At 71.5% G+C, this 25,396-nt stretch carries 22 protein-coding genes and 1 pseudogene; 8 read left to right on the plus strand and 15 right to left on the minus strand.

The features are described 5' to 3' along the window. The first annotated feature begins 49 nt into the window (after positions 1-49). Positions 50-1,453 (plus strand): helix-turn-helix domain-containing protein, encoded by a 1,404-nt coding sequence (locus ACIBZJ_RS12035; RefSeq protein WP_395928449.1) that lies wholly within the window; start codon positions 50-52, stop codon positions 1,451-1,453. Positions 1,454-2,437: 984 nt separating this feature from the next. On the opposite strand, the pseudogene ACIBZJ_RS12040 reads toward ACIBZJ_RS12035, so the two are convergent. Together ACIBZJ_RS12040 and ACIBZJ_RS12045 are read right to left on the minus strand one after the other, a co-directional pair. After that, positions 2,438-2,770, minus strand: a pseudogene (locus ACIBZJ_RS12040) (alpha/beta fold hydrolase); the annotation flags it as partial. A gap of 215 nt (positions 2,771-2,985) precedes the next feature. Further along, a complete protein-coding gene (locus ACIBZJ_RS12045) occupies positions 2,986-3,606 on the minus strand; it encodes an L-threonylcarbamoyladenylate synthase (protein WP_395928451.1) in 621 nt (206 codons plus the stop codon). A 25-nt stretch (positions 3,607-3,631) separates the two neighbouring features. On the opposite strand from ACIBZJ_RS12045, the gene ACIBZJ_RS12050 reads away from it, so the two are divergent. Both ACIBZJ_RS12050 and ACIBZJ_RS12055 read left to right on the plus strand, forming a co-directional pair. Continuing rightward, entirely contained in the window at positions 3,632-4,894 is a 1,263-nt protein-coding gene (locus ACIBZJ_RS12050) for an MFS transporter (protein ID WP_395928453.1), read from the plus strand. Between the two features lie 212 nt (positions 4,895-5,106). Then, a complete protein-coding gene (locus tag ACIBZJ_RS12055; protein ID WP_395928455.1) occupies positions 5,107-6,069 on the plus strand; it encodes a TIR domain-containing protein in 963 nt (320 codons plus the stop codon). A gap of 209 nt (positions 6,070-6,278) precedes the next feature. On the opposite strand, the gene ACIBZJ_RS12060 is transcribed toward ACIBZJ_RS12055, so the two are convergent. Further along, a complete protein-coding gene (locus ACIBZJ_RS12060; protein WP_395928458.1) occupies positions 6,279-7,040 on the minus strand; it encodes a glucose 1-dehydrogenase in 762 nt (253 codons plus the stop codon). A gap of 1 nt (position 7,041) precedes the next feature. Further along, entirely contained in the window at positions 7,042-7,974 is a 933-nt protein-coding gene (locus ACIBZJ_RS12065; protein WP_395928460.1) for a 3-oxoacyl-ACP reductase, read from the minus strand. Positions 7,975-8,086: 112 nt separating this feature from the next. On the opposite strand from ACIBZJ_RS12065, the gene ACIBZJ_RS12070 reads away from it, so the two are divergent. Genes ACIBZJ_RS12070 through ACIBZJ_RS12080 form a run of 3 tightly spaced genes read left to right on the plus strand, consistent with a single transcriptional unit; the run spans position 8,087 to position 11,171 of the window. Continuing rightward, entirely contained in the window at positions 8,087-9,259 is a 1,173-nt protein-coding gene (locus ACIBZJ_RS12070; RefSeq protein ID WP_395928462.1) for an acyl-CoA dehydrogenase family protein, read from the plus strand. Between the two features lie 3 nt (positions 9,260-9,262). Further along, entirely contained in the window at positions 9,263-10,300 is a 1,038-nt protein-coding gene (locus ACIBZJ_RS12075; protein WP_395928464.1) for an acyl-CoA dehydrogenase family protein, read from the plus strand. A 13-nt stretch (positions 10,301-10,313) separates the two neighbouring features. Further along, positions 10,314-11,171, plus strand: a complete 858-nt coding sequence (locus ACIBZJ_RS12080) for a TIGR03619 family F420-dependent LLM class oxidoreductase (RefSeq protein ID WP_395928466.1) — start codon at positions 10,314-10,316, stop codon at positions 11,169-11,171. Positions 11,172-11,222: 51 nt separating this feature from the next. Here the strand turns inward: ACIBZJ_RS12080 and ACIBZJ_RS12085 are convergent, their stop codons facing one another. Further along, positions 11,223-12,332, minus strand: a complete 1,110-nt coding sequence (locus tag ACIBZJ_RS12085) for an NAD(P)H-dependent flavin oxidoreductase (protein ID WP_395928468.1) — start codon at positions 12,330-12,332, stop codon at positions 11,223-11,225. An 11-nt stretch (positions 12,333-12,343) separates the two neighbouring features. After that, positions 12,344-13,996 carry an acyl-CoA synthetase gene (locus ACIBZJ_RS12090; RefSeq protein WP_395928471.1) on the minus strand — a complete coding sequence of 551 codons (1,653 nt, stop codon included), beginning with the start codon at positions 13,994-13,996 and terminating at the stop codon, positions 12,344-12,346. Positions 13,997-14,105: 109 nt separating this feature from the next. Here ACIBZJ_RS12090 and ACIBZJ_RS12095 point away from each other — a divergent pair, with 109 nt between their 5' ends. Continuing rightward, positions 14,106-15,653: a long-chain-fatty-acid--CoA ligase gene (locus ACIBZJ_RS12095; RefSeq protein WP_395928473.1), complete on the plus strand. Its 1,548-nt coding sequence runs from the start codon at positions 14,106-14,108 to the stop codon at positions 15,651-15,653. Here the strand turns inward: ACIBZJ_RS12095 and ACIBZJ_RS12100 are convergent. Genes ACIBZJ_RS12100 through ACIBZJ_RS12110 form a run of 3 tightly spaced genes read right to left on the minus strand, consistent with a single transcriptional unit; the run spans position 15,650 to position 18,400 of the window. Continuing rightward, positions 15,650-16,021: a hypothetical protein gene (locus ACIBZJ_RS12100; RefSeq protein WP_395928475.1), complete on the minus strand. Its 372-nt coding sequence runs from the start codon at positions 16,019-16,021 to the stop codon at positions 15,650-15,652. The two genes, ACIBZJ_RS12095 and ACIBZJ_RS12100, sit on opposite strands and share 4 nt — an antisense overlap. Positions 16,022-16,059: 38 nt before the next feature. Continuing rightward, positions 16,060-17,115, minus strand: coding sequence for an LLM class F420-dependent oxidoreductase (locus ACIBZJ_RS12105; RefSeq protein ID WP_395928477.1), 1,056 nt, complete (start codon positions 17,113-17,115; stop codon positions 16,060-16,062). A gap of 55 nt (positions 17,116-17,170) precedes the next feature. Continuing rightward, positions 17,171-18,400, minus strand: a complete 1,230-nt coding sequence (locus ACIBZJ_RS12110) for a cytochrome P450 (protein ID WP_395928479.1) — start codon at positions 18,398-18,400, stop codon at positions 17,171-17,173. An 85-nt stretch (positions 18,401-18,485) separates the two neighbouring features. Here ACIBZJ_RS12110 and ACIBZJ_RS12115 point away from each other — a divergent pair, with 85 nt between their 5' ends. Continuing rightward, complete coding sequence (locus ACIBZJ_RS12115; protein ID WP_395928481.1) at positions 18,486-19,616, plus strand: steroid 3-ketoacyl-CoA thiolase; 1,131 nt, start codon at positions 18,486-18,488, stop codon at positions 19,614-19,616. Here ACIBZJ_RS12115 and ACIBZJ_RS12120 read toward each other — a convergent pair. Genes ACIBZJ_RS12120 through hsaD form a run of 6 tightly spaced genes read right to left on the minus strand, consistent with a single transcriptional unit; the run spans position 19,603 to position 25,395 of the window. Further along, on the minus strand, positions 19,603-21,603 hold the full coding sequence (locus ACIBZJ_RS12120; protein WP_395928483.1) for a hypothetical protein: 2,001 nt from the start codon (positions 21,601-21,603) through the stop codon (positions 19,603-19,605). The two genes, ACIBZJ_RS12115 and ACIBZJ_RS12120, sit on opposite strands and share 14 nt — an antisense overlap. A 39-nt stretch (positions 21,604-21,642) precedes the next feature. Beyond that, on the minus strand, positions 21,643-22,353 hold the full coding sequence (locus ACIBZJ_RS12125; protein ID WP_395928484.1) for a hypothetical protein: 711 nt from the start codon (positions 22,351-22,353) through the stop codon (positions 21,643-21,645). Next, positions 22,350-23,090 carry an ATP-binding cassette domain-containing protein gene (locus ACIBZJ_RS12130; protein WP_395928486.1) on the minus strand — a complete coding sequence of 247 codons (741 nt, stop codon included), beginning with the start codon at positions 23,088-23,090 and terminating at the stop codon, positions 22,350-22,352. The genes ACIBZJ_RS12125 and ACIBZJ_RS12130 overlap by 4 nt, the downstream gene beginning before the upstream one ends. A gap of 19 nt (positions 23,091-23,109) precedes the next feature. Then, complete coding sequence (gene hsaB, locus ACIBZJ_RS12135) at positions 23,110-23,640, minus strand: 3-hydroxy-9,10-secoandrosta-1,3,5(10)-triene-9,17-dione monooxygenase reductase subunit (protein WP_395928488.1); 531 nt, start codon at positions 23,638-23,640, stop codon at positions 23,110-23,112. Next, on the minus strand, positions 23,621-24,520 hold the full coding sequence (gene hsaC, locus ACIBZJ_RS12140) for an iron-dependent extradiol dioxygenase HsaC (RefSeq protein ID WP_395928490.1): 900 nt from the start codon (positions 24,518-24,520) through the stop codon (positions 23,621-23,623). Before hsaC ends, hsaB begins: the two co-directional genes overlap by 20 nt. After that, complete coding sequence (hsaD, locus tag ACIBZJ_RS12145) at positions 24,517-25,395, minus strand: 4,5:9,10-diseco-3-hydroxy-5,9,17-trioxoandrosta-1(10),2-diene-4-oate hydrolase (protein ID WP_395928493.1); 879 nt, start codon at positions 25,393-25,395, stop codon at positions 24,517-24,519. Before hsaD ends, hsaC begins: the two co-directional genes overlap by 4 nt. Position 25,396: the final 1 nt, after the last annotated feature.

Genomic DNA, 25,396 nt, shown 5'->3' on the forward strand with positions numbered 1-25,396 from the left:
TGGTTTCTGCGCAATACACGACACCTGGTCCCCGGCTCGGAGGTGCCTCGTGGAAGGTCGGCTGCGCGCATCGTGGCGCCGCAGCGAGCGCTACGGCGTGTCGCCCGACGAGGTCAGCCCGGTGTTCACCGAGTCCGTCGACACCGGTTCCCTGCTCTACGACTGCGCGTTCGAGGTGCTGACCGGTCTGCAGTCGACGATCGCCAACGAGCCGGTCGGGCTGATGGTCGCCGACCGCAACGGGCTCGTGCTCGCCCGCCTGTGCAACGACCCGTCGATCCTCCGGTCGCTCGACCGCGTCCATCTCGCGCCCGGCTTCTCCTACGCCGAGCGCAACGCCGGGACGAACGGCCTCGGCCTGTCGCTGGCCGACCGGGTGCCCACGCTGGTTCGCGCGAGCGAGCACTACTGCACCGAGTTACGCCACTACACCTGCGCGGCGGTGCCGGTCCTCGATCCGGTCGGCGGCGACCTGGCCGGCAGCATCAACCTGACCACGTGGTCGGAGTCGTCGTCCGAACTGCTGCTCGCGCTGGCCCAGGCCGCGGCGGGCGCCACCAGCGCGATGATGCTGGTCCGCGCGACCGGCCGCACGGTGCGCCCCGCTCCCCGCGGCGAGGTCTTCTCGGTCACCGGTGGGGCGTCCGACGGTGCGCCGTGCCCGTCTCCGGGCTGGCGCACCGCCCACGCGGACGCGCTGGGAGCACTGGCCGCCGGTCGGGTGACCGCCGTCGTCGGGGAAGCCGGTGCCGGAAAAGCGGCGCTGGCCGCGCAGGCCCGGCGGTCGCTGGTGCCCCGGTCGCGGATCCTGCACGCTCGCGCCCCGGAGGCCGCCGACGTGCCGGCCTGGCTCGAGCTCTGGACGCCGGAGCTGCGCAAACCCGACACGTTCATCATCGTGTCCGGGCTGCACACGCTGCCGGCCTGGGCCGCCGGCGAGCTCGCGCGCCTGTTCGCCGACGCCCGCCCGGCCGGCCCGGTGCCGTTCGTGCTCACCGCGCCCGGCTTCACGTCGCTTCCGGACGAGATCGCGATGCTGGTCGACGCGCTGGTGGAGGTCCCGCCGCTGCGCCTGCGCCCGGACGACGTCCTGCCGCTGGCCCGGTACGTGGCCGGCTCGATCCGGCGTCGCGAGGTGACGTTCACGCCGCGCGCGGCGGCCGCGCTGACCGCGTACCACTGGCCGGGCAACGCCACCCAGCTCCGCCGCGTCGTCCGGGACGCGGTACTGCGCGCGACCGTCGTCGACCTGCACCACCTGGCGCCGGAGGTGCTCGATCGGGGGTCCAGGCCGTTGACCCGGCTGGAGAGGCTCGAGCGGGACGAGATCGTGCGGTGCCTGGTCGAGCCGAACCAGACGATGACCCGCGCGGCCGAGGAACTCGGCATCGGCCGGGCCACCCTGTACCGCAAGATCGCGCACTACCGGATCGAACTCCCCACGAAAGACTGACCCCGCTGCCGCGGCCGGGCACACCGACGACCGGCGGTTGATCCTCGGCGGACCGGTCGAGCACCAACCTGGCCGGGCCGCCCGACGCCGCCGCCCGGACGGGGCCGGTGGCTCTCCGTCAATTGACCGTGTCCCGCTGCCCGCCCGGCACTGGTCGTGTCCCTGATCGGCTCGCGGCCACGATCCGGGAATCGTCCCATGGGCTGGGACGCCCGTCCTGTTCCCGCCATCTTCCCGACCGATTTGGCCGGCGACGACCGAACGCGTCACGGGCGCGCAGAAATCGATGGAAGAACGTCCGGGTGATAGCCCCGGTGATTCTCCCTCGAAAACCGTTCCCGATCCGTCCGACGCGTGTCGACCCTGGCCACCTGCCATGCAGTGCCGTCGCGCTCGCCGGTGCGCCGCCCGCCGTTCCGGTGTGGCGTCGAAACGGAGAGGACCACCTCGTCCTCCGCTGGTACGCCCGGGGCACGTACACCGGCGTGCTCCCCGGCAGACCCGGCCGGGCGCGACATCCAGTTCTACGGCACCGACACGCTGCGGATCGAGAACGGCCTCATCGAGGCATCCGCGGGGGGACGGGGACCGGGCGGCCGTCGCCCCGGAACGCGCCGAGTTCGGTGGCGCACCGGGAGGAACGCGCTGACTTGTGCGTCGGGACGAAGGGGCGGGCGCTGCATTGGCTGATCGCGTACCGGAGCCAGCGGGTGACCTTCTCGAACTCCGGACTTTCTAGTTCGGGAAGCATTCGTCGGGGGTGGACCCGGCGTGGTTTCGTGTCCGGAGAGGATGGACGTCGCGGGTGAGAAGGTGGTCCGCGGTGGGTGAGCGGGAGCGGGTCGCGGCGGCGTTGATGGCGCTGGAGCAGCGCGGTCGCGTTCGACGGCAACGTCGGCCTGACGCTGCTCACCTGCGCCGGGTCCACCGTCCGCTGGTGGGAACGGACCCCGCTGAAGCTGGCCACCGGCGCGATGCCGAGTTGCCGACCACCCGGGAGACCGCGGACCCCCAGTCGCCCCCGTGGGCACCGAACCGGTCGTAGCCGAGCCGCTCCATCAGCTCGACCCAGGCGGCGCCGACGCGGTGGCCGTCCCAGCCGCGCTCGTGCGTCGGACCGGAGAACCCGAACCCGAACCCGGGCAGGGACGGGACGACCAGGTGGAAGTCCGCCGACAGCGGCTCGATCACGTCGAGGAACTCGACGATCGATCCGGGCCAGCCGTGGGTGAGCAGCAGCGGCAACGCGTCGGCCAGCGGAAACCCGTAGTCGCGGCCGGCGTCGGGCAGCTCGCCGGTCCAGCGGGTGGCGTCCAGACGCTGCCGTCGAACGAGACCCCCACCCGGCCGACAAACGTCGCAACGTCATCACGCTCACCGCCGACGGCCGCGAACGCCTGGCCGAACTGGACGCGCGCGTCACCGCGGTCCAGGAGGAGATCCTCGCGCCGCTAGACCCGGCCGAACGCGCCGAACTCGTCAGCCTGCTCGGGCGGCTACGGGCCTACCATCAAGCGCGCTGACCTGCGCACTCACTCGAAGCGAGACGGATCGCCCGCCCCCCGGCGCAGAATCTCCGGCTCGTCCCCGGAGAGGTCGACGACCGTCGTCGGCTCCATGCCGCACTCACCGGCGTCGACGATCGCGTCGATCTGGTGCTCGAGCCGCTCCTGGATCTCCCAGGCCTGGGTCAGCGGCTCCTCGTCACCCGGCAGCGTCAGCGTTGTCGACAGCAGTGGCTCACCGAGCTCGGCCAGGATCGCCTGCGTCACCGCGTGCTCCGGGATCCGTACCCCGACCGTCTTCTTCTTCGCGTGCAGCAGCCGCTTCGGCACCTCGCGAGTCGCCGGCAGGATGAACGTGTACGGCCCCGGCGTCGACGCCTTGATCTGCCGGAACACCGCGTTGTCGACCTGCACGAACTGGCCGAGCTGCGCGAAGTCGCTGCAGATCAGCGTGAAGTGGTGCCGGTCGTCGAGCTTGCGGATCGTCTTGATCCGGTCGAGCCCGTCGCGGTTGCCGAGCTGGCAGCCGAGCGCGTAGCACGAGTCGGTCGGGTAGGCGATCAGCGCGCCGTCACGGATCATCGCCACCACTTGGCTGATCGCGCGCGGCTGCGGGTTGACCGGATGGATGTCGATGAACCGGGCCATTCCGGAGAGCCTAGTCTGAGTACCCGTGACAGAAGCTCCGGCCCGGTTCGCCGCCCTGAAGAACCGCGACTGCCGGATCTACCTCCTCGGCGCGGCCCTCGCGATGATGGCCGACAACATCGAGCACGTCATCACGTACTGGGTGCTCTGGGAGAAGTTCCACTCGCCCGCGCTCGCCGGGTTCCAGGTGATCAGCCACTGGGTGCCGTTCCTGCTGTTCTCGGTCTACTTCGGCGGTCTGGCCGACCGGTACGACTGCCGCCGCGTCATCCAGGCGGCCCAGGTCCTCTTCATGGTCGTCTCGATCACCTGGGGCCTGTTGTTCCTGACCGACTCGCTGCGGATCTGGGAAGCCTGCGTGCTCCTCGTCCTGCACGGGATGGCCGGTGCGCTGTGGGGACCCGGCGAGCAGCTCATGCTGCACGACTTCGTCGGTGACCGCGACCTGCCCAGCGCGGTCCGGCTCAACGCCACGTTCCGCAGCCTGGGGATCCTGTTCGGCCCGGTGGTGGGCTCGGCCCTGCTGCTCGGCCTCGGGCCGACCACCGGCATCTTCGCGAACGCGCTGATCTATGTTCCGCTGACCGTCTTTCTCCTGCGGACGAAATTCACCGGCCATTCCCGCGACGGCGAGCGGGTGAAGCGGCCCCGGGTCGGGCTGATGGACTCGGTCCGGGTGCTGCGGGACGTCCGGAGCGATCACACGCTGGTGAGCATGATCGTGCTGGGCGGGCTGGGATCGTTTTTCATCGGCGCGTCGCTGCAGTCGGCGATGCCGATCTTCGCCGGTGACCTCGGCGCGGGCAGCGCCGGCACCGCCTACGGGGTGCTGCTGTTCGCGAACGGGGCCGGCGGGGTGCTCGGCGGGTTCCTGCTGGAGGCGACCGGCTGGCTCAACCCGAGCGTCCGGGCGGCGGTGGCGAGCACGCTGGTCTACGGCGTCACGACAGTGATCTTCGCGGCGACCGGCAACTATCCGCTGGCGCTGCTCATGCTCGTCGTCGGGGGTGTGGCGAACCTGGCCGCGATGTCGATCGGCCAGACGATCGTCCAGTTGCGTGCGTCGGCGGAGCACCGGGGCCGGGTCCTCGGGGTCTACGGCACCGCCGCGATGGGCGGCCGGTTCGGCAGCGGCGTCACCGTCGGCCTCTTCGGCGCCGTCGTCGGCGTCCACTGGTCGCTGGGCCTGAGCGCCGCCGCGCTCTGCGTCGGCACCCTGGCTGCCGCCGTCTACGCGCTGCGTGCCGGCGACCGGCCTCGGTCTCCCGAGCCGGACCGCCCGGCGTAACCGAGCGCGCCCAGGAGCAGGGTGCCGTGCTGTCGACCCCGCGGTCGGAAGGAGGCGCGGTCGACGCCAGGACGCGGACCAGCGACGGACGCCAACAGGTCGATCAGAATCGCTTCCGGCCTGGCCCACCGCCGGGAAACCAAGTCCACTCCCCACGAAAGCTCCCCCGATATGGAAAGGTGAACCGACGTCGTCGAACCCGAAGGAAAGACGTGACGGTATTCATCAGCCACGACTTCGGAGACGGCCCGGAGTTCGAGAACGTCACGCACTTCCTCGACAGCGAATCCGTCCCCTATTGGGAACCGGGCGACATCAGCGTCGGAGAGTCACTCCGCGACCGGCTCCGGGACGCGATTGGCCAGTGCAGCGCCTGCATTTTCGTCGCGACCCACAAGTCGGTGCATTCGTCCTGGTGCGCCACCGAGCTCGGCGCGTTCTGGGGTGCCGGGCGCCCGGTTCTCGTCTATCTCGCGGATTCGTCGCTGCCCGAGACCGATCTCCCGCCCATCGTCCACGGGCTGCTCTGGGAGCGCAGCCTGGTCAAGATCGCCGGCCGGGCCCACGAACTCGACCGTGGTCCGGAGAGCGACCCCGGCACTCCGGTTCCCGACTCCGCCCGAATCGGCAACCTCACCGTCAAACAGCTCGAAAGCCTGGTCGTGGGTGCGGTCGCGCTGGCCAATGCCACCCATAAAGACGATCCCCTCGCGCCGGACGGAACTGCCACCAAAGACGCTGCCGTCCGATTGCTCCGGGGCATCGACCTGACGAGCCAATTGCGCATCGACGAGAGTTCCGACTGGCGGCGCACCATTCTCTGGGTCGACGATGTCCCGCAGAACAATTCCTACGAACGAGCCGCCCTGGAAGCACTCGGGCTCACGATCACGACCGTGACGTCCACCCGGGAAGCGCTGGCCCAACTCGCCGACCGCCGCTTCGGGGCCGTGATCTCCGACATGGGCCGCCGGGAAGGGCCCGACGAAGGCTACGTACTGCTCGACGCACTCCGCGCCCACGACAAGCAGACGCCCTTCTTCGTCTACTCGTCCTCCCGTTCCCCGGAGCACCGGCGCGAGGCGAACCACCGCGGAGCGCAGGGCGCCACCAACAGCCCCACCGAACTCGTGGACCTGCTCGTCGACACCCTCCCCTCCCGGATCGCCGGCTGAGCCGTCCGCCGAGCGACGACCACGCCGACCCCGTCGCCGGGCAGATCCGCGCCCACAGCCGCCGCGCCCGCGCCCGATCGAGCAGCTCACCCCGGACGACTCGGAGCAGACGATCGCGGTGAACATCCGCGCGCCGTTCCTCGCCGGCCCGGCCGCCCGCTACGTCACCGGCGCCACCCTCGACGTGGACGGCGGCGGCGCCGCCTGACTCACCGCAGGATGTTCGCGAGGGCGTGCGACGCGGTGGCCCCGCCGTCGATCACGAACTCCGAACCGGTGCAGTAGGAGCTCTCGTCCGACGCCAGGAACAGCACCATGTTCGCGATGTCGTCCGCGCTGGCGACCCGCCCGAGCGCCACCTTCTTGCCGATCGGCTCGACCGGCACCGGCATCCCGCCCAGCGCGTTCGACACCATCGGTGTGTCCACCGCTCCGGGGTGCACGGAGTTCACCCGGATTCCGTGCTCCCCGAGCTCCATCGCCGCGACCTTCGTCATGCCCCGGATCGCGAACTTGCTGGACGCGTACGCGACCAGCAGCGGCATCCCGCCCAGCCCCTCGATCGACGAGACGTTGACGATCGACCCGCCGTGTTCGCGCATCAGCGGCACCGCGGTCCGCATGCCCAGGAACGTCCCGAACTGGTTCACCCGGATCACCCGCTCGTAGTCCGCGAGCGTGGTGTCGGCCAACGCCGAGAAGTGCAGCATCCCGGCGTTGTTCACGAGCACGTCGAGCCGCCCGAACCGCTCGCGCACGACGCCGGCCGCCCGCGCCCAGTCTTCCTCCGAGGACACGTCCAGCGGGACGTAGACCGAGTCCAGCGACGCTGCCAGCTTCGCGCCGTCTTCGTCGAGCACGTCGGTCAGCACCACCGAAGCGCCCTCGGCCACGAACCGCCTGGCCGCCGCCGCTCCCTGCCCCCGGGCCGCACCCGTGATCAGCGCGACTTTGCCCGCTAAACGTCCCACGTCAACCTCCCGTAACCGAGGCTCGGCCCGGCGCAGCCCTGCGCTGCACCGCCGAAATCGCCCGTCCGCTGAACACGTCGTCCGGACCGCGGTCGGCGAAGTACTCCCCGAGCGAATCCGCCAGTTCGGAGGCCGTCCACTCCGGCCCGGCCGCGTCGAACTGCGCCGCCACGGTCGGGGGTGCGAGCACCGCTACCATCCCGCCGTGCACGAAGAACACCTGTCCGTTCACCTGCTCCGACGAGGGTGACGCCAGGTACACCACCAACGGCGTCACCTGCGACACGCCCAGCGGGTCGATCCCGGAGGACGGCGCCGGGCCGTACACCGGCTCGGTCATCGCCGTCCGGGCCCGCGGGCAGATCGCGTTGGCGCGCACCCCGTACCGGGACAGGCCCCGCGCCGCCGCCACCGTCAGCGACACGATCCCGGCCTTCGCCGCCGCGTAGTTCGGCTGCGCCACCGCGCCCAGGAACCACGCCTCCGACGTCGTGTTGATCAGCCGCCCGTAGACCGGCGAGCCGATGTCCTTCGACTGCGCACGCCAGTACGCCCCGGCGTTGCGCGACAGCAGGAAATGCCCCCGGAGGTGCACCCGGATCACCAGGTCCCACTCGTCGTCGGACATCGTGAACAACATCCGGTCGCGCACGACCCCGGCGTTGTTCACCACGACGTCCAGCCGCCCGAAGCGCTCCACCGCCGTCGTCACCAGCGATCGGGCCACCGCCGCGTCGGACACGTCACCCTGGACGAAAGCACAGCCGGAGGGAAGTTCGTCCAGAACGTCCGACGGAGCGACGTCGTTGACGACGACGGACGCCCCGGCAGCCGCCAGGGCCGCGGCTTCGGCCCGGCCGAGACCGGACCCGGCGCCGGTCACGATCGCCACCCGGCCGGAGAGGTCGAGATCATCCACAGACCGGCACCCCATCCTGAAACCCGTTACGGTCCACCTGAGCCGCGAACTCGCCGCATATCTAGAACGTGTTCTACGCTAGCGGAGGCGACGGCTCAACGGAAAGAACCGGAACAAGGAGACGCGGATGCAGCTGCGTTACACGCGGGAGCAGCGAGCCCTGGCGGCCGAGTTACGCGCCTACTTCGACACGCTGATGACTCCCGAGCGCCGCGAAGCCCTGGAATCCCTCGACGACGAGAGCGACGGCAGCGCCTACCGCGAGATCGTCCGCCAGCTCGGCAAGGACGGCTGGCTGGTGCTCGGCTGGCCGACCGGGTACGGCGGTCAGGGCCGTTCCCAGCTCGACCAGCTGATCTTCCTCGACGAGGCCGCGCTGGCCGGCGTCCCGATCCCGTTCCTGACGCTCAACACGGTCGGGCCGACGATCATGCGGCACGGCACCGAGGAGCAGAAGCGCGAGTACCTGCCGCGCATCGCCGGCGGGGAGCTGCACTTCGCGATCGGCTACTCCGAACCCGGCGCCGGTACCGACCTCGCGTCGCTGCGCACGAAAGCGGTCCGCGACGGCGACGACTACGTCGTCAACGGTCAGAAAATGTGGACGAGCCTGGTCGGCTACGCCGATTACGTCTGGCTGGCCTGCCGCACCGATCCGGAGGCGGTACGCCACCGCGGGCTGTCGGTCCTCGTCGTCCCGACGGACGCGAAAGGCTTCTCGTGGACGCCGGTGCGCACGATGGCCGGCATCACCACCAGCGCCACCTACTACCAGGACGTCCGCGTTCCGGTCGAGGCGCGGATCGGGGGCGAGAACGAGGGCTGGGCGCTGATCACGAACCAGCTCAACCACGAGCGGATCGCGCTCACCTCGGCGGCGCCGCTCCGCCGGGCGCTGGCCGACGTGCGGGCCTGGGCCGCCGCCACCCCCGGGCGCAACGGCAAACGGCTGCTCGACTCCGAGTGGGTGCAGACCCACCTGGCCCGCGTCCACGCGCACGCCGAGGTGCTGCGCCTGATGAACCTGCGCGCGGCCTGGGAGAAAGATCTGACCGCGGCCGCCGCGAGCGCCACCAAGGTCTACGGCACCGAGCTCTCCACCGAGGCGTACCGCCTGCTCATGGAGGTACTCGGCCCGTCCGCGACCCTTCGCACCGGCTCGCCGGGCGCGGCGATCCACGGCCGGATCGAGCGCGCCCACCGGGCCGCGCTCATCCTCACGTTCGGTGGCGGCACGAACGAGATCCAGCGGGACATCATCGCGGCCGGTGGTCTCCGGCTGCCGGTCGGACGGCGGTAGACGATGGACTTCACCCTCACCGAGGCGCAGACCGAGCTCACCGAGCTCACCCGCCGGATCGTCGGCGACCGGGTCACGACCGCGTCCCTGCAGGCCGCCGAGGAGTCCGGTTCCCGCTACGACCGCGCGCTCTGGGCGGTGCTCGCCGAGACCGGCCTCCTCGACGTCGACGGGCTCGCAGAACAGTGCTCGGTCCTCACCGAGCTCGGCCGCGGCCTCGCCCCGGTCCCCTACCTCCCGACGGTGGCCGTCGCCAGGCCCGCGCTGGCCCGGTTCGGCTCCGCCGGACAACGGGAGCGGTGGCTGACCGACGCGGCCGTCCTCACGTTCGCGCTTTCCCATCCGGACGTCCGGCAGCCCGCCGTCGCCGGACAGCCGGGCGGCGGCTGGCGGCTCTCCGGTGAAGTGATCGCGGTCCCGGCCGGCCCGATCGCCGACGCACTGCTGGTAGAGACCGTCGGCGGCGTGTTCGTCGTGACGCCCGGCGACCCCGGCGTGACGATCGAGCGGCAGCCCAGCACCGACCTGGACGACGCCGGGCTCCTGGTGCTGAACGAGGTGGCGTTGCCCGACGACCGCCGCCTGGACGGGGACGACGTGGCCGAGTGGCTGCGGTTGCGGGCCGCGGTGGCGCGGTCGGCGTGGCAGCTGGGGGTGCTGGAGGCGGCCCTGGAGATGACCGCCGAGCACGCCAGGACCCGTCAGCAGTTCGGCCGCCCGATCGGCGCGTTCCAGGCCGTCAGCCAGCGGCTCGCCAACGCCTACGTCGACGTACGGGCGGCCGAGCTGACGCTCTGGGCGGCGATCGACGCGCTGGAGTCGGACGACGACCCGCGGGCCGCGGTGGCGACGGCGAAATTCTGGGCCGCGGAGGCCGGGCACCGGGTCGCGCACACGCTGGTGCACGTCCACGGCGGTACCGGCATCGACGTGTCACACCCGGCCCACCGGTATTTCCTGGCGGCGAAGCGCAGCGAGTTCGAGGGCGGAGGCGCGACGACACAGCTCCTGGAGCTGGGTACGGTGCTCAGCTCGGACTGAGTATTCTCTCCACATGCGGCTGGGGCTGTTCGGCGTCAACACCGACCTCTGCGCGCTGGATCCGCGGGTCGCCGCGGAGGTCGCGGTGGCCGCCGAGCAGTCCGGCTGGGAGAGCGCCTGGACCGGGGAGCACTACGCGCTGCCCGACCCGCCGGTGCCCGCGTCACCGGCGCGGCCCGACACTCCGATCCTCGACCCGTTCGTCGCGCTCGGCCACCTCGCCGGGGTCACGAGCACGCTGCTGCTGGGCACCGGTGTCACGGTCGTGCCGGTGCACCAGCCGGTGATGCTGGCCAAGCAGGTCGCCAGCGTCGACCGCATCAGCAACGGCCGGTTCCTGTTCGGGGTCGGCGTCGGTTACCTCGAGCCGGAGTTCCGTGCGCTCGGCGTCCCGATCTCCGACCGGGGCGCCCGCACCGACGAGTACCTCGACGCACTGGCCGCGCTCTGGACGACGTCGGCGGTGCACGTCGTCGGGCCGCGCGTCGCGATCAGCGGAGTGACCGCGGAGCCCCGGCCGGTCCGGCCGGGCGGGCCGCCGCTGCACGTCGGCGGGGCAGCCCCGGCGGCGCTGCGGCGGACCGTGCTCCGGGCGCACGGCTGGTACGGCTGGGGGGTCGGGCCGGAGCAGACCGCGGCGATCGTCACCCAGCTGGCCGAGCTGGCCGACAACCTCGACCGGCCGCCCGGCCTGGGCCGGCTGGAGATCTCGGTGACCCCGGACGCCCGCACGCCCCTGGACGCCTCGCTGGTGGCCGGCTACGCCGAAGCCGGCGTCGACCGTCTCATCGTGAGTCCCCCGGGGAGGGTGCGCCGCGACCGCGAAGCGCTGCTCCGCTTCGTGCGCGACACCCCCGCGGCGTTGATCTGAACGCGGCGGCAAATCGTTGCTACCGCCCGGTGCGGTAGCAACGATTTCTGGTCAGCGCAGCCGGTCGAGGCGCGCCAGCGTGGCGTCGGCCTCCGCGACCATCTCGGCGATCACGTCCGCGACCGGACGGATCTCCGAGATCCGGCCGATGACCTGTCCGGCCGGCATCGCGACGACCTCCGGGTCGTCGGCGGCGGCGATCCGGCGGTGAGCCTCCCCCACCAGCAGGTTCTGCAGCGGCATCGGCAGCGGATCGGGCGCGTCGGCGGCGGCCCAGGCCTCGGTCCACTTGCTCTTCACCAGCCGGGCCATCTTCCCGGAGTAGATCCGGGCCCGCACGGTGTCCGACGACGACGCCGCGAGCAGCGCCCGCCGCACCGCGGTCTGGTTCGGCAGCCCGAGCGCGTACTCCTCGGTGAGCAGCCAGGTCGAGCCCATCCAGACCCCGGACGCTCCCAGCGACAGCGCCGCCATCAGCTGACGCCCCGACCCGATACCCCCCGCGCCGAGTACGGGGACGGACGAGCCGACCGCGTCCACGATCTCCGGCAGCAGCACCATGCTGCCGATCTCACCGGTGTGTCCGCCGGCCTCCGACCCTTGCGCGACCACGATGTCGACGCCGTCGGCGACCTGCCGCTTCGCGTGGTCGACCCGCCCGGCCAGCGCGGCGACCAGGATCCCGCGCTCGTGCGCCTGCGCGATGACGTCGGCGGGCGGGGACCCGAGTGCGTTCGCGATCAGCGCCGGGCGGTGCTCCAACGCGACCTCGACGTGCGCCCGCGCCACCGAGTGCAGCCACCCGAGCACGCCGTCCTGATCCGGATCGTCGGACGCCGGGAGCGGCGGCACCCCCAGTTCGTGGAGCGTCTTCTCGACGAAGTCGCGGTGCCCGGCCGGGACCAGCGACTTCAGATCACCGAACGAGCCCTCGGTCGGCGCCTTCATCGGCATCACGACGTCGACGCCGTACGGGCGGCCGTCGGTGTTCTTGTCCATCCAGTCCAGCGCGGCAGCCAGATCGGCCGGGTCGTTGAACCGGACGGCACCGAGGACACCCAGGCCACCGGCCCGGCTGATCGCCGCCGCCACGTGCTCGGACGGCGTGAATCCGACGATCGGGTGCTCGATGCCGAGCCGGTCGCAGAGGTCAGTACGCAAGCTTCCGCTCCTTAGTGGCCTGCCGTCACGGGGAGTTCCTGGGACGGCGGGTTGTCCTCGGTGTGGCGCCGGGCCCCGGTGTAGTCGGCTTTCCCGGTCGCCAGCCGCGGCATCTGGTCCACCCACCAGTACGCGCGGGGCATCTTGTAGCCGGCCAGCTCGATCCGCCCGGCCGCGTCGAGCGTGGCCACGTCGGGCTCCGCGTTCTCGCGCCACTGCACGATCGCGCCGACCTTCCAGCCGAGCCGCTCGTCGGGCACACCGACGACCAGCGCGTCGTAGACGCCCGGATGCGACTTCAGCGCGCCCTCGACCTCTTCCGGATAGACCTTCTCGCCGCCGGTGTTGATGCACGTGTTGCCCCGGCCGAGCAGCAGGAACGTGCCGTCGGCCTCGGGGATCGCGAAGTCGCCGGGCACGGTGTAGCGCTTGCCGTCGACCACCGCGAACAGCGCCGCGGTCTTCTCCGGGTCCTTGTAGTAGCCCTGCGGGAGATACCCGCCCCGGGCCAGCCGGCCGACCTGTCCGGAGCCGGGCTCGATCTTCCGGTTGTACTCGTCGATGACGATCGTCTCCCGGCTCGAGTTCACCCGGGGGCCGCGCGGTTCGATGTTGTCCTTGCTGATCGCGCCGATCCCGCTGAACCCGGTCTCGGACGACCCGACCGCTTCGGTCAGGAACACGTTCGGGAACGTGTCGAGGTACTCGCGTTTGACCCCCGGCGACATCAGCGCCGCCGTCGTCGAGATCGCGAGCAGCGACGACGGGTCGTACTTGCCGCCGTCCGGCGGGCCCTCGCGGTAGGCCTCCAATAACGGCCGGGCCATCGCGTCACCGACGATCGCCAGGACGTTGATGCCCTCGTCGGTGATCGCGCGCCAGATGTCGTGCGCGTCGAACTTCGGCATCAGCACGATCGTGCCGCCGGTGAACAGGGCGCCGTAGAGCGTCCACTGGGCGGCGCCGTGGATGAGCGGTGCGGAGACGAGCCGCACCACCGCGCCCCCGACGCCGCTGCGGGCCTGCTCCCACTCGTCCTCGATCGGCACCCCGGTCATGAAGTCGACGCCGCCCCCGAGCACCCGCCAGATGTCCTCGTGGTGCCACATCACGCCCTTGGGGCGGCCGGTCGTCCCGCCGGTGTAGATGATGAAGAGGTCGTGCGGATCGCGCTCGGCGAAGTCGCGCTCCGGCGACTCGGCCGCCAGCGCCTCCTCGTAGTCGGCCGCGCCGTCGACGGTGCCCGGCGCCTCGATGCCCGGCGGTGCACCCTCGAACTCGACGACGTGCCGCAGATCGGGGCAGTCGGCCCGAACCGCGGCCACGTTCCCGGCCAGCCCGCGCTGGTAGACGAGCGCGACCGCGTCCGAGTCGCGGAGCACATATCGCAACTCGTTCTCGGTCGAGCGGAAGTTGACGTTGATGACCACGGCGCGGAGCTTGCACACCGCGAGCATCACCTCGGTGGCCTCGACCGTGTTGGACGTGTAGAGCGCCACGTGGTCACCCGGCCCCACACCCTGTCGGGCCAGGTGGTGGGCTAGTTGGTTGGCCCGCCCCTCGTATTCGGCGTAGGTCAGGCGACGGCTCCCGAAGACCAGGGCGACGCGGTCGGGAACAAGGTCGACGGCATGTTCGACGAGGTCTGCCACGGTGAGGACCATGGCACCAAATTAGAACAGGTTATTGTTCCTGACAACGGCCGTTTCCTTGATCAACGGCACACGCCGCTCATAATGTGAACGAACATTCGCGGCGACAGCGAGGTGGCCCGTGGCGAACGACGATTTCCGTCTGGCCGATGTCCCCCGGCAACACGCCCGCGAGCGGGGTGACCATCCCGCGCTCACCCTCGACGACACCACGATCACCTACCGGACGCTCGACGAGCGGACGACCCGCATCGCGAACGCGCTGCGCACGGACGGCGTCCGGCCCGGCGACCGGATCGCGGTGCTCGACAAGGGCTCGATCGAGATCGGGGAGTTGCTGTTCGGCGCAGTGAAGGCCGGTGCGGTCCTGATCCCGCTCAACTGGCGGCTGGCCGAACCCGAGCTCACCGCGGTGCTCGACGACGCCGGCGCGACGATGCTGTTCGCCGGCGAGGAGTTCGCTCCGACGGCCGATCGGGTGGCGGTGGCCGCGGGCACGGTGACCAAGACCGTCCGCCTGGGCAAGGATTACGAGGAGTGGCTCGCCGCCGCCTCGGGCGAGGACGACGGCTACCGGGGCGACCCCGACACGGTCGTGTTCCAGCTCTACACGTCCGGCACCACCGGGCGGCCGAAGGGCGTCCTCACGACGAACCGCACGCTCAGCGTCCTCGAGGACGGCGCGGCGCCCTCCTGGGGTATCGACGCCGACTCGGTGGCGCTGGCCGCGATGCCGCTGTTCCACATCGGAGGCCTGGGCTTCCTGCTGGTCGGTCTCTCGTTCGGCGCCCAGGTGGTGATCGTTCGCGAACTGGTCCCGGCCGCCCTGCTCGACCTCGTCGTCGAGCGCCGGGTGACGAACACGTTCCTGGTGCCGTCGGTCATCGGCATGCTCTGCGACCTGCCCGGCGCGGCCGGACGCGACTACTCGGCGCTCCGCTCGATCGCCTACGGCGCCTCCCCGATCACGCCGGCCCAGCTACGACGAGCCTTGGCGACGTTCGGCCGCCCGCTGTTCCAGCTCTACGGGCTCACCGAGACGCAGGGGGCGATCGTCCAGCTCGACGCCGAAGACCACGACCCGGACGGGCCGCGGGCCCACCTGATGCGGGCCGCCGGCAAGCCGTATCCGTGGGTCGAACTGCGGATCGTCGACCCGGCGACCGGCGCCGAGGCGTCCACCGGCGAGGCGGGCGAGATCCTCGTCCGCAGCGTGGTGAACACGCCCGGCTACCACAACCAGCCCGATGCCACCTCGGCCCTGCTCGACGACGACGGCTGGCTGCACACCGGCGACATCGGCCGCCTGGACGGCGAGGGCTACCTGACGATCAGCGACCGGCTCAAGGACATGATCATCACCGGCGGCGAGAACGTGTACCCGGTCGAGGTCGAGGCCGTACTCGCCGACCATCCGGACGTCGCCGGGGTCGCCGTGGTCGGGCGTGCGGACCCGCGGTGGGGCGAGGCGGTGACGGCGGTCGTCGTACCCCGGCCCGGGAGCGCGCTGACCGCCGACGACCTGATCGGGTTCGCCCGGCCGCGACTGGCCGGGTACAAACTGCCGAAGTACGTGGACTTCGTGGAGGCGCTACCGCTCGGCCCGACCGGCAAGGTGTTGAAGCGGGAACTGCGCGCCGAGTACCGGAAGGGCGCGACCCACCGCTAGGCGAGGTGCTCTTCGATGGCCCTGGCCAGGCCGACCGCGCCGGCCCGGACCTCCTTGTCGTAGCCGATGAACATCTTGTTGGCCAGCGGCACGGCCCAGGCCATCCGGGACGCGATGTTGTAGACCCGGTAGGTCAGCAGCGTGGTGCCGTTCTCCGGGGTGGCAGACAGCTCACCCCGGTACCACCAGTGGCCCTGGAACCCGACGACGCCGTCCCGGTGGTCGACGTCGATGTACTGGTAGGCGGTGGCGACCTCCCGGCCGCCCTTGCCGAGGAACGCGTCGAGCGCCCACCCCTGGTCGAGGAGCGGCTGCACCCGGGTGATCGGCGCGGCCACCGTTTCTGAAGCCTCGAAGAGCAGTTTCATCGTTGATCCCCTCCCGGGACCAGCGTCGCACTCCCCCGCTACCGCGCTGCCCCCACGTCGGCCTCGACCAGGGAACCGAGAGCACGGACCTCGGCCACCGTGCGGCAGCCGACGAGCAGCATCGTGACGCCGGCCGCCTCGCGGCGGGCGATCCCGGCGCGGACGTGCTCGGCGTCACCGACGATCGACAGCTCGTCGACGAGCTCGTCCGGCACCGCGGCGACGGCCTCGGCGCGCTTTCCGGCCTGGAAGAGCGCCGTGATCTCGGCGACGGCCTCCTCGAAGCCGGCCCGCGCGATCAGGTCGGCGTGGAAGTTCATCCCGGGCGCGCCCATGCCCCCGATGTAATGCGCGAGCACGGGTTTCTGGGCGTCGAGAGCCGACCGGCGGTCGTCGGTGACCGTCACCTGGCAGGTCGAGATGATCTCGAAGTCGTCCTTCCGGCGGCGGGCGCCGGGGCGGGCGAAGCCCTCGGCGAGCCACTCGTCGTAGAGCGGGGCCAGGCGGGGCGAGTAGAAGATCGGCAGCCACCCGTCGGCGATCTCGGCGGTGAGCGCCACGTTCTTCGGGCCCTCCGCGCCGAGCATGATCGGCAGGTCGGCGCGGAGCGGGTGGGTGATCGGGCGGAGCGGCTTGCCGAGGCCGAGCGCGCCGGGGCCGGTGTAGGGCAGCGGGTAGTGCGGGCCGTCGTTGGTGACCGGGGCTTCGCGGGCCAGGATGTCGCGGACGATTTGCACGTACTCGCGGGTGCGGGCCAGCGGCTTGCCGAACGGCCGGCCGTACCAGCCCTCGACGACCTGCGGGCCCGACACGCCCAGGCCGAGCAGGAAGCGGCCGCCGGAGAGGTGGTCGAGCGTGAGCGCGTGCATCGCGCACGCGGCCGGGGTCCGGGCCGAGAGCTGCACGACCGACGTGCCCAGCCGGAGCCGCTGCGTCGCCGCACCCCACCACGCCAACGGCGTGAACGCGTCCGACCCCCACGCCTCCGCCGTGAACACCGCGTCGAACCCCACCGCCTCAGCCGCCGCCACCAGCTCCGGCGCATCAGCCGGCGGCCCCGCCCCCCAATACCCGAGTTGAAGCCCGAGTTGCATGCTGAACCTCCCGTGCAGCGCGCGGCAGCGCCTTTGGTTCTGACCTGGAGCCCACTTACGCGTAGCGGACGGGCAGGTGCTTGATTCCGTTGATCCAGCCCGAGCGCAGGCGGGCGGGTTCGCCGACTTTCTGGATGTCGGGCATCGCGTCGGCGATCGCGTTGAAGATCAGGTCGATCTCCAGTCGAGCCAGGTTCGCGCCGATGCAGTAGTGCGTGCCGCTGCCCCCGAACCCGAGATGCGGATTCGGGCTGCGCAGGATGTCGAACTTCTCCGGCTCCTGGAACACCGCCGTGTCCTGGTTCGCCGAACTGTAGAACATCACGACCCGCTGACCCGCCTTGATCGCCTGGCCACCGAGCTCGGTGTCCTGCGTCGCGGTGCGCTGGAACGCGATGATCGGCGTCGCCCACCGCACGATCTCGTCCGGTGCGGTCTTCGGCCGTTGCTGCTTGTACAGCTCCCACTGATCGGGGTGATCGAGGAACGCGTTCATCCCGTGGGTGATCGCGTTGCGCGTCGTCTCGTTCCCGGCCACGGCCAGAATGAGGACGAAGAACCCGAACTCGTCGTCGGAGAGGCCGCTCTCGCCCTCCTGGGCGTTGAGCAGCGTCGTCACCAGGTCGTCGGCCGGGCACTTCCGCCGTTCCTCGGCCATCCCCATCGCGTACCCGAGCATGTTGGCCGACGCCAGGTTGGACGCCTCCGTCGCGAGCTCGTCGTCGTCGGACCCGATCATCTGGTTCGACCACTCGAAGACCTTGTGCCGGTCTTCCTGGGGGACGCCGAGCAGGCTGGCGATCGCCTGCAACGGCAGTTCGACCGCCACGTCGCTGACGAAGTCGCCGTCGCCCTTCTCGACGGCCTCGTCGACGATCTGCCTGGCCCGCCGGGTCAGCTCGTCGCGCAGGCTGTTCACCGCCCGCGGCGTGAACATCCGGGACACGATCGAGCGCTGCGCGGTGTGCTTGGGCGGGTCCATGTTCAGCAGGATCAACGACTGCATGTCGATGGCGTCGCGCGTCATGTCCGGGCCGAACCGGACGATCGCGGTGTTCGTGGTGCTGGAGAACACCGACGGGTTGCGCGAGATGTCGACGATGTCGGCGTGGCGGGTGACCACCCAGTACCCGTCGTCGTCGAAGCCCGCCGCGTGGAATTCCGTCGAGTTCCACCAGACCGGCGCCACCCGGCGCAGCTCCGCGAAGTCGTCCAGCGGGACGCCGTCCGCGTAGGTGTCGGGGTCGGTGTAATCGATGCCGACGGGGATGTCGGGTGCAGTCATTGCGGCGACCTCCGAGACGGGTGGCCAGAGACAAATGGAACCTGTTCTAATTACGGGACGGTACACCCGAACTCGAGGAGTGCGCATGGGAAGTCCGGTCATCGTCTCGGCCGTGCGGACGCCGATCGGGCGTCGTCGCGGGCAACTGTCCGGCCTCTACCCGGCCGAACTGCTCGGGGTCGCCCAGCGGGCCGCCGTCGAGCGGGCGGGCGTGCCGGCCGCCGACGTCGAGCAGGTGATCGGTGGATGCGTCACCCAGGCCGGCGAGCAGGCCGGCAACGTCACCCGGGTGGCCTGGCTGCACGCCGGGCTGCCGGAGCAGGCCGGCTGCACGACGATCGACGCGCAGTGCGGCTCGGCCCAGCAGGCGACGCACCTGATCGCCGCGCTGATCGCCGCGGACGTGATCACCGCGGGCATCGGGTGCGGGGTGGAGGGCATGACCCGGCAGCCGCTGGGCAGCAACGTCTCCGAGGGCCACACGCCGAAACCGTCGACGTGGAACATCGACCTGCCGAACCAGTACGGCGCCGCCGAGCGCATCGCGACCCGCCGTGGTCTGACCAGGGACGACACCGACGCGTTCGGCGTCCGGTCGCAGACGCTCGCGGCCGCGGCCTGGGCCGACGGCCGGTTCGACCGCGAGGTCGTGCCGGTGGAACTGCCCGACGGCACGGTCGTCCGTCGCGACGAGGGCCTGCGGGCGACCACGCTGGAGGGGCTCGGCGCGCTCAAGCCGGTGCTCGACGGTGGGGTGCACACCGCGGGCACGTCGTCGCAGATCTCCGACGGCGCGGCCGCACTGCTGCTGATGGACGCGTCCGCGGCGGCCGACCGGGGCCTGACCCCCCGGGCCCGCATCGTCGCCCAGTGCCTGGTCGGCGCCGAGACGTTCTACCACCTCGACGGCCCGGTGCAGGCCACCGCGAAAGTGCTGGCCAACGCCGGTATGAAGATTGGCGACATCGACGTGTTCGAGGTGAACGAGGCCTTCGCGTCGGTACCCCTGTCGTGGATGTCCGTCCACTCGCCCGACGTCGACCGGGTGAACGTCAACGGCGGAGCGATCGCCCTGGGCCACCCGGTCGGCTCCACCGGCGCCCGCCTGCTGACGACCGCACTGCACGAGCTCGAACGCCGGGACGCCGAAACCGCCCTGGTCACCATGTGCGCCGGCGGTGCACTGGCCACCGCGACGATCCTCACCCGCGTGTGACGGCCCCGGCCATCCGGTCGCGCAGCAACGCGTGCCGGAACTGGTAGACGCCACCGGCGCGGCGCAGGACGCTGCGCCGGTGGGCGTCCTCGAGGAACTCCATGATCCGGAACGGCAGCCGGCCGGTGACCACCAGCCACACCCGCGCCAGCTGGTACCGGCCCCAGGCGACCTGCAGCAGGCCGATCAGCACCGTCGCCAGACAGATCTCGACCGCCACCGGCAGGACGCGCGACGCCGGCAGGTACCCGAGCAGTACCGCCGAGATCAGGCCCGCGATCGCGATGCCGACGACCGTGACGCGGGTGAACGCCGCCTGGCGTCCCTCGACCAGCGTCCGCCGGGGCGTCGTGTCCCGGATCTTCGCGTCCGAATCCCAGAACGTGGTGAACTCGGCCGCCACGCCGGTCAGCACCACACCCACCGACGGCGGGAACAGGCCGGCCAGCGGAGCGTCCGCGTAGGCCCAGCAGACCGCCACCGAGACGGTGGCGTACCCGAGCAACTGGGCCAGCCGGACCGGACGCCGGCTCCGGCCGGCCACCGAGAGCGCGCGCCGGATCCGGGTGCCGGCCGAGTCGGGGGACTGCCATTTGATCTGCACCTTCGGGCCCGCGGGCCCGGGATTGAAGCCGTGCGCGGTCACCACGAAGATCGTCCCGACGCCGACCGCGGCGACCAGGAAGCTCGGGACCGCCGCACCGGTCTGCGCCTGCAGCAGCCCGGCGAGGCCGGCGAACACCGCCGCCGCCACCAGGCCGAAGAACGCCGACGGGCACAGGTCGGCGAAGCCCCACCAGGCGATGTCGTGGGCGTCGTCGCGGACGAGTTTCCGGGCCAGGCGGCGTAACCACCGCCGTGCCCCGTCCCGGCCCGATCCGCTGCGGTAGGTGACGTCCACGAAGCGGTCGAGCAGGAGCAGCCGCATGCCGTCGGGCTCGGTGACCGGCACGAGTTCGAGCGGGCTGGCGTCGGAGTTCAGGCTCGAGTACGCGTCCCGGGCCAGCGAGATCCAGAGCGGACGGTCGAGTGCCAGCGCGATGCCCGGGTTCTCCTCCAGCGCGGCCGACCAGTCGGCCGCGCGACCCGGCGGCAGCGCCCGCGCGAGATGCTTCTCGACGACGCCGCCGGCCAGCGCCGGGATGCTCAGCACCAGCGCGCTCGCCAGCACGCCCCGGCGGCCGTCCGCGAACGTCTCGAGGTACTCGTCCATCCGGCTGGTGACGACGATCCGGGCGTGCGAGTGGTTGATCACGGTCACGGCCTCGGCGCGGTCCTGGTCCGGCATCTCGTCGAGTGCGTCGAGCAAGTAGATCAGACCCTCCGCGGGCAGGCCGGCGGCGCCGCGCGGGATCCAGCCGTAGTCCTCGCGCAGCATCCGGAGCGTCCACTCGTCGAAGCTCTCGTCGGCGGGCGTCCACGAGGTCAGGCGCAGCACCACCGCGATCGGGCCACCCCGCGCCCGTTCGCGCAGCATCCGGACCGCGACGCGGATCAGCAGCGCGGTCTTGCCCGACCCCGGCTCACCGAGGATCACCAGCCGTCCCCGCACGTCCGGGCCCTCGAGGAACGTCCGGACGGCCTCGGTCGCGTCCCGGTCGGGGAAGACGTCGGGTGGTTCGTCCAGCCCGTCGGACCGGATGTTCCGCCAGTGGTCGCTCACCGGCTGCCCGACCAGCGCGAGCTCCACCGGGATCGCTTCGGGCGTGTCGAGCAGCCGGTCGTCGATCTCCCGCGTCCACAGGTCCGCGACCGAACGCGCCAGGTCGTCCCCGGGTACGACGGTGACCTCGGGGTCCGCTCGGCGGCGGTCGGAACGCAGCGCGACGAGCAACGCGGCCGCACTCAGCGCCGCGCCGACGACGTTCGCCACCTGGTCGAGCCCGGTCAGCCCCGACCGCCGGAACAACCAGAGCGAAAACCCGGAGCCGACGCCTGCCCCCACCAGCAGGACCGCGCGGCCCACCCACCCGCGTCCGAAGTGCACGGTGCCGATTATGGCTGGTCAGACACCGGTGAATCCGGGTTATGGACGGACCGTCAGCCGGGTGCGCACGTACCCCGCCAGCACCAGCGCGATCCACGCCAGCGCATGGACGCTCAGCAGCACCACGCCGAGGACCGAGCCGTCGTTCGCGGCCCGGACCGTCGCGGTCAGCCGGGGCACCAGCCAGCCGAGCGGATCCACCGAACCCGACCCCAGTGCCAGCACCAGCACGACGCCGACGACCAGCGTCAGCGTAGCCCGGCCGAGGTCGGGCGCGGTCGCCCGGGACGCCCAGGCCCCGATCGCCAGCCCGACGAGCGCGCTCAGCCCGTGGATCCACAGCCCGAACACCAGGCCCACGACCGACCCGGGGTTCTTGATCGCGCCGATGACCTGTGGCAACGCCAGCGCGACGACGATCGTCAGCACGGCCGGGGTGAGCGCGGCCAGCAGCCCGGCCAGCACCTCGCGGAACAGCCCGCCGACCGCCACACCGGCCAGCAGCCGTTGCCCGTCGGGCTCCGCGTCCAGCACTAGTTTCACCTGCCAGGCGAACACCGGCAGCAGCACCAGCGCCGACGTGCCGTACGCCTCGATGCTCGGTGCGGCGCCGCCCGCGTGGAGGATCGCCAGCAATGCGAACAACGCGATCCAGGGTGCCAGCGCCCGCCGCGTCCGCGCGAATCCGTTGACCCGGCTCCAGGCCAGCCGCCCGACCCGCCGGGCCGGCGACGCCACATCCGTACTCACCCGACCGCCTCGGCCGGGCGCACCGATCGCACCGTATGGCCCTCCGCCCGCAACGACGCCACCACCGCCGCGACCTCCCCCGCGTCCACCACGACCTCGATCACCTGGGGCTCGGCCGCGACGGCCAGCACCGTCAGCCGCCCGTCGGTGATCCGCCACTCGGCGTCCGGACGCAACCCGGCGAGCTCACCGCGGTGATCGGACACCACGCACACGCCACCGGCGTCGATCACCTCGTGCACCAGCGCGGGCAACTCGGAGCGGGTGGCCGCGTCCAGCCCCTCCCAGGGCTCGTCCAGCACGAGCAGCCCTGGCCGCACCAGCAGCGCCTGCACCAGACCGACCTTCTGCGCGGTGCCCTTGGAGAGCTCGGAGAGCCGGGTGTCGAGGAACGGCGTCAGGTACAGGCGTTCGGCCCAGGCCTCGATCGCCGCGGCGCCGACCACGACACCCCGGATCCGGCCCGCGGTGTTCAGGTACTGCCGCACCGTCCAGGCCTGCTCGGCCGGGAACCGTTCCGGGACCCAGCCCACCACCGCCGGCCGGCCGACGACCTCGCCCCGGCTCGCGGGCAGCACCCCGGCCAGCACACGCAGCAGCGTCGTCTTCCCGGCGCCGTTACGGCCGGTCACCGCGGTCACGGTGCCCCCGGGAAGCATGCCGTTGACCCCGGACAGCACCCACGGACCGCGCCGCCCGAACCGCACGGAGACGTTCTGCAGCACCAGACCGGTCACGGAAAGCGATCGTACGGCGTCAGATCCAGTCGTCGGGTTCCGGCCAGCCGTACCAGGGCTCCGGATCGGACGTCGCCGTGTACCGGCCCCGGTGGAACAGCAGCGGTGCCCGCCCGGCGCCGGGCGCCTGCAACGTGTCGACCCGCCCGACGACCACGTGGTGATCGCCGCCCGGGTACACCGCGTCCACAGTGCAGTCGACCCAGGCCAGCACGCCGTCGAGTACCGGCGCACCGGACGGGGCCGCACTCCACTTCACGACGTCGAACTTGTCTTCGCGCCGGGCGCCGAACACCGCGCTCACCTCGGCCTGGTCGGCCGCCAGCACGTTGACGCAGAACGTCCCGGCCCGCGCGATCACCGGCCAGGTCCGCGACGAGGCTCCCGGGCAGAACACGACCAGTGGCGGGTCCAGCGACAGCGCCGCGAACGACTGGCACGCGAACCCGGCCGGCTCGCCGCCGAGACACGCCGTCACCACGGTCACACCGGTGCAGAACTGGCCGAGCACCGACCGGAACGTGCCCGGGTCAATTCGTGAATCCGACACTGAAGTCGTGCCCCCAGAGGCTCACCGCGGTGCTCTCCCGAGCCACCCAGTCCGTGTCGTCCACCTCGCGCCCGCCGGTGCCGAACTCCACGTCGAAGCCACCCGGCGTCTTCATGTAGAACGACAGCATCAGGTCGTTGACGTGCCGCCCGAGCGTGGCCGACATCGGTACCTTCTGCCGCCGGGCCCGGTCGAGCGCGAGCCCCACGTCGTCGGTATCTTCCACCTCGACCATCAGGTGCACGATGCCGGACGGCGTCGGCATCGGCAGGAACGCCAGGCTGTGGTGCCGCGGGTTGCAGCCGAAGAACCGCAGCCAGGCCGGTGGCCCGTCGGCGGGGCGGCCGACCGCCACCGCGGGTAGCCGCATCGAGTCGCGCAGCTTGAAGCCCAGCACGTCCCGGTAGAAGTGCAGCGCCTCGGCGTCGTCGCGGGTGGACAGTACGACGTGGCCGAGGCCCTGCTCACCGGTGACGAACCGGTGCCCGTACGGCGAAACCACCCGCCGGTGCTGTAGTGCGACCCCGCTGAAGACCTCCTGGATGTTCCCGGAGGGATCCTCGAACAGGATCAGCCCGGTCACCTTCCGCGATGCCATCTGCTCGGGCGTGCCCGACTTCCACGGCACCCCGGCCGCGTCGAGCCGGGCCTCGATCTCCCGCAGGCCCTCCTCGTTCGCGGTCTCCCACCCGGTCACCACCAGCCGATCGGCCTCGCCGGCCACGATCACCAGCCGGGCCGGGAAGTCGTCCATCCGGAGGTGCAACTCACCGTCGGGCGCGTCGCGCCCCTCGACCATGCCCAGCACCTTCAGGCCGTACGTCCGCCAGGCCTCCAGGTCCGTGCACTCGATCCGCAGGTACCCGAGCGACTTGATCATTCTAGGAACGCCTCCGTCAGCCGGTTGAATTCGTCGAACTTTTCCACCTGCACCCAGTGACCGCACCGGCTGAAGACATGCAGTTGGACGTCCGGCAGCTGCTTGAGTGCCACCAGCGCGCCGTCCAGCGGATTGACCCGGTCCTCGCGGCCCCAGATCATCAGCGTCGGCTGGGTGACCCGGTGGGCGTCGCGCCAGAGCTGCCCCTCCTCGGGGTGCCGGAAGAACGACATGCCCAGCGCGGTCATCGCGGCCAGCGACGCCGGGTCGCTCGCCACCGCGAACCGCTCGGCGACCAGCTCGTCGGTGATCAGCTTCTGGTCGAACACCAGCGTGCGCAGGAACGCCTTGAGCTTCTCCGGTGTCGGCCCCGGCGGCGCGCCGAACGCACCGAGCCGCTGCACGCCCGCGGTCGGGTCGGCCGAGAACACGTTGAGCCCGAGGCCGCCCGGCGCCATCAGCACGAGCCGCCGCGCCCGCCCGGGATGGTCGAGCGCGAACCTGGTCGAGACCCCGCCGCCGAGCGAGTTGCCCACCAGGTCGACTTCGTCCAGCCCGAGGGCGTCCAGCAGCTCGGTCAGTACGGAAGCGGCGAACGTGAAGTACTGAGGATGCTCGGCGAGTTTCGCCGAGCGTCCGAAACCAGGCATGTCGACGGCGAGGACCCGTGCCGACCGGCACAGGACCGCGAGGTTGCGCCCGAAGTTGCTCCAGGCGGTCGCGCCCGGCCCGCCGCCGTGCAGCAGCACGACCGGCGGCCGGTCTCCGGCCTCACCGGCGTCGTGGTAATGCACCTCCAGCCCGGAGGCGACCGTCACCGTGTGGCTGGTGTTCTCGAACGTGGGGGACGCCGGGAGCTCAGTGGGGCTGGCCATC

Origin of the sequence: Cryptosporangium sp. NPDC051539 (assembly GCF_044454545.1) — a bacterium.
Classification (GTDB): domain Bacteria; phylum Actinomycetota; class Actinomycetes; order Mycobacteriales; family Cryptosporangiaceae; genus Cryptosporangium.

Bases quoted from the DNA above. Each gene is read 5' to 3' on its own strand.
- ACIBZJ_RS12045 (WP_395928451.1), bottom strand. From the start codon at position 3,606: ATGGCCCGGTTCATCGACATCCATCCGGTCAACCCGCAGCCGCGCGCG.
- ACIBZJ_RS12065 (WP_395928460.1), bottom strand. From the start codon at position 7,974: ATGGGGTGCCGGTCTGTGGATGATCTCGACCTCTCCGGCCGGGTGGCG.
- ACIBZJ_RS12070 (WP_395928462.1), top strand. From the start codon at position 8,087: ATGCAGCTGCGTTACACGCGGGAGCAGCGAGCCCTGGCGGCCGAGTTA.
- ACIBZJ_RS12075 (WP_395928464.1), top strand. From the start codon at position 9,263: ATGGACTTCACCCTCACCGAGGCGCAGACCGAGCTCACCGAGCTCACC.
- ACIBZJ_RS12080 (WP_395928466.1), top strand. From the start codon at position 10,314: ATGCGGCTGGGGCTGTTCGGCGTCAACACCGACCTCTGCGCGCTGGAT.
- ACIBZJ_RS12090 (WP_395928471.1), bottom strand. From the start codon at position 13,996: ATGGTCCTCACCGTGGCAGACCTCGTCGAACATGCCGTCGACCTTGTT.
- ACIBZJ_RS12100 (WP_395928475.1), bottom strand. From the start codon at position 16,021: ATGAAACTGCTCTTCGAGGCTTCAGAAACGGTGGCCGCGCCGATCACC.
- ACIBZJ_RS12105 (WP_395928477.1), bottom strand. From the start codon at position 17,115: ATGCAACTCGGGCTTCAACTCGGGTATTGGGGGGCGGGGCCGCCGGCT.
- ACIBZJ_RS12110 (WP_395928479.1), bottom strand. From the start codon at position 18,400: ATGACTGCACCCGACATCCCCGTCGGCATCGATTACACCGACCCCGAC.
- ACIBZJ_RS12115 (WP_395928481.1), top strand. From the start codon at position 18,486: ATGGGAAGTCCGGTCATCGTCTCGGCCGTGCGGACGCCGATCGGGCGT.
- hsaC (WP_395928490.1), bottom strand. From the start codon at position 24,520: ATGATCAAGTCGCTCGGGTACCTGCGGATCGAGTGCACGGACCTGGAG.
- hsaD (WP_395928493.1), bottom strand. From the start codon at position 25,395: ATGGCCAGCCCCACTGAGCTCCCGGCGTCCCCCACGTTCGAGAACACC.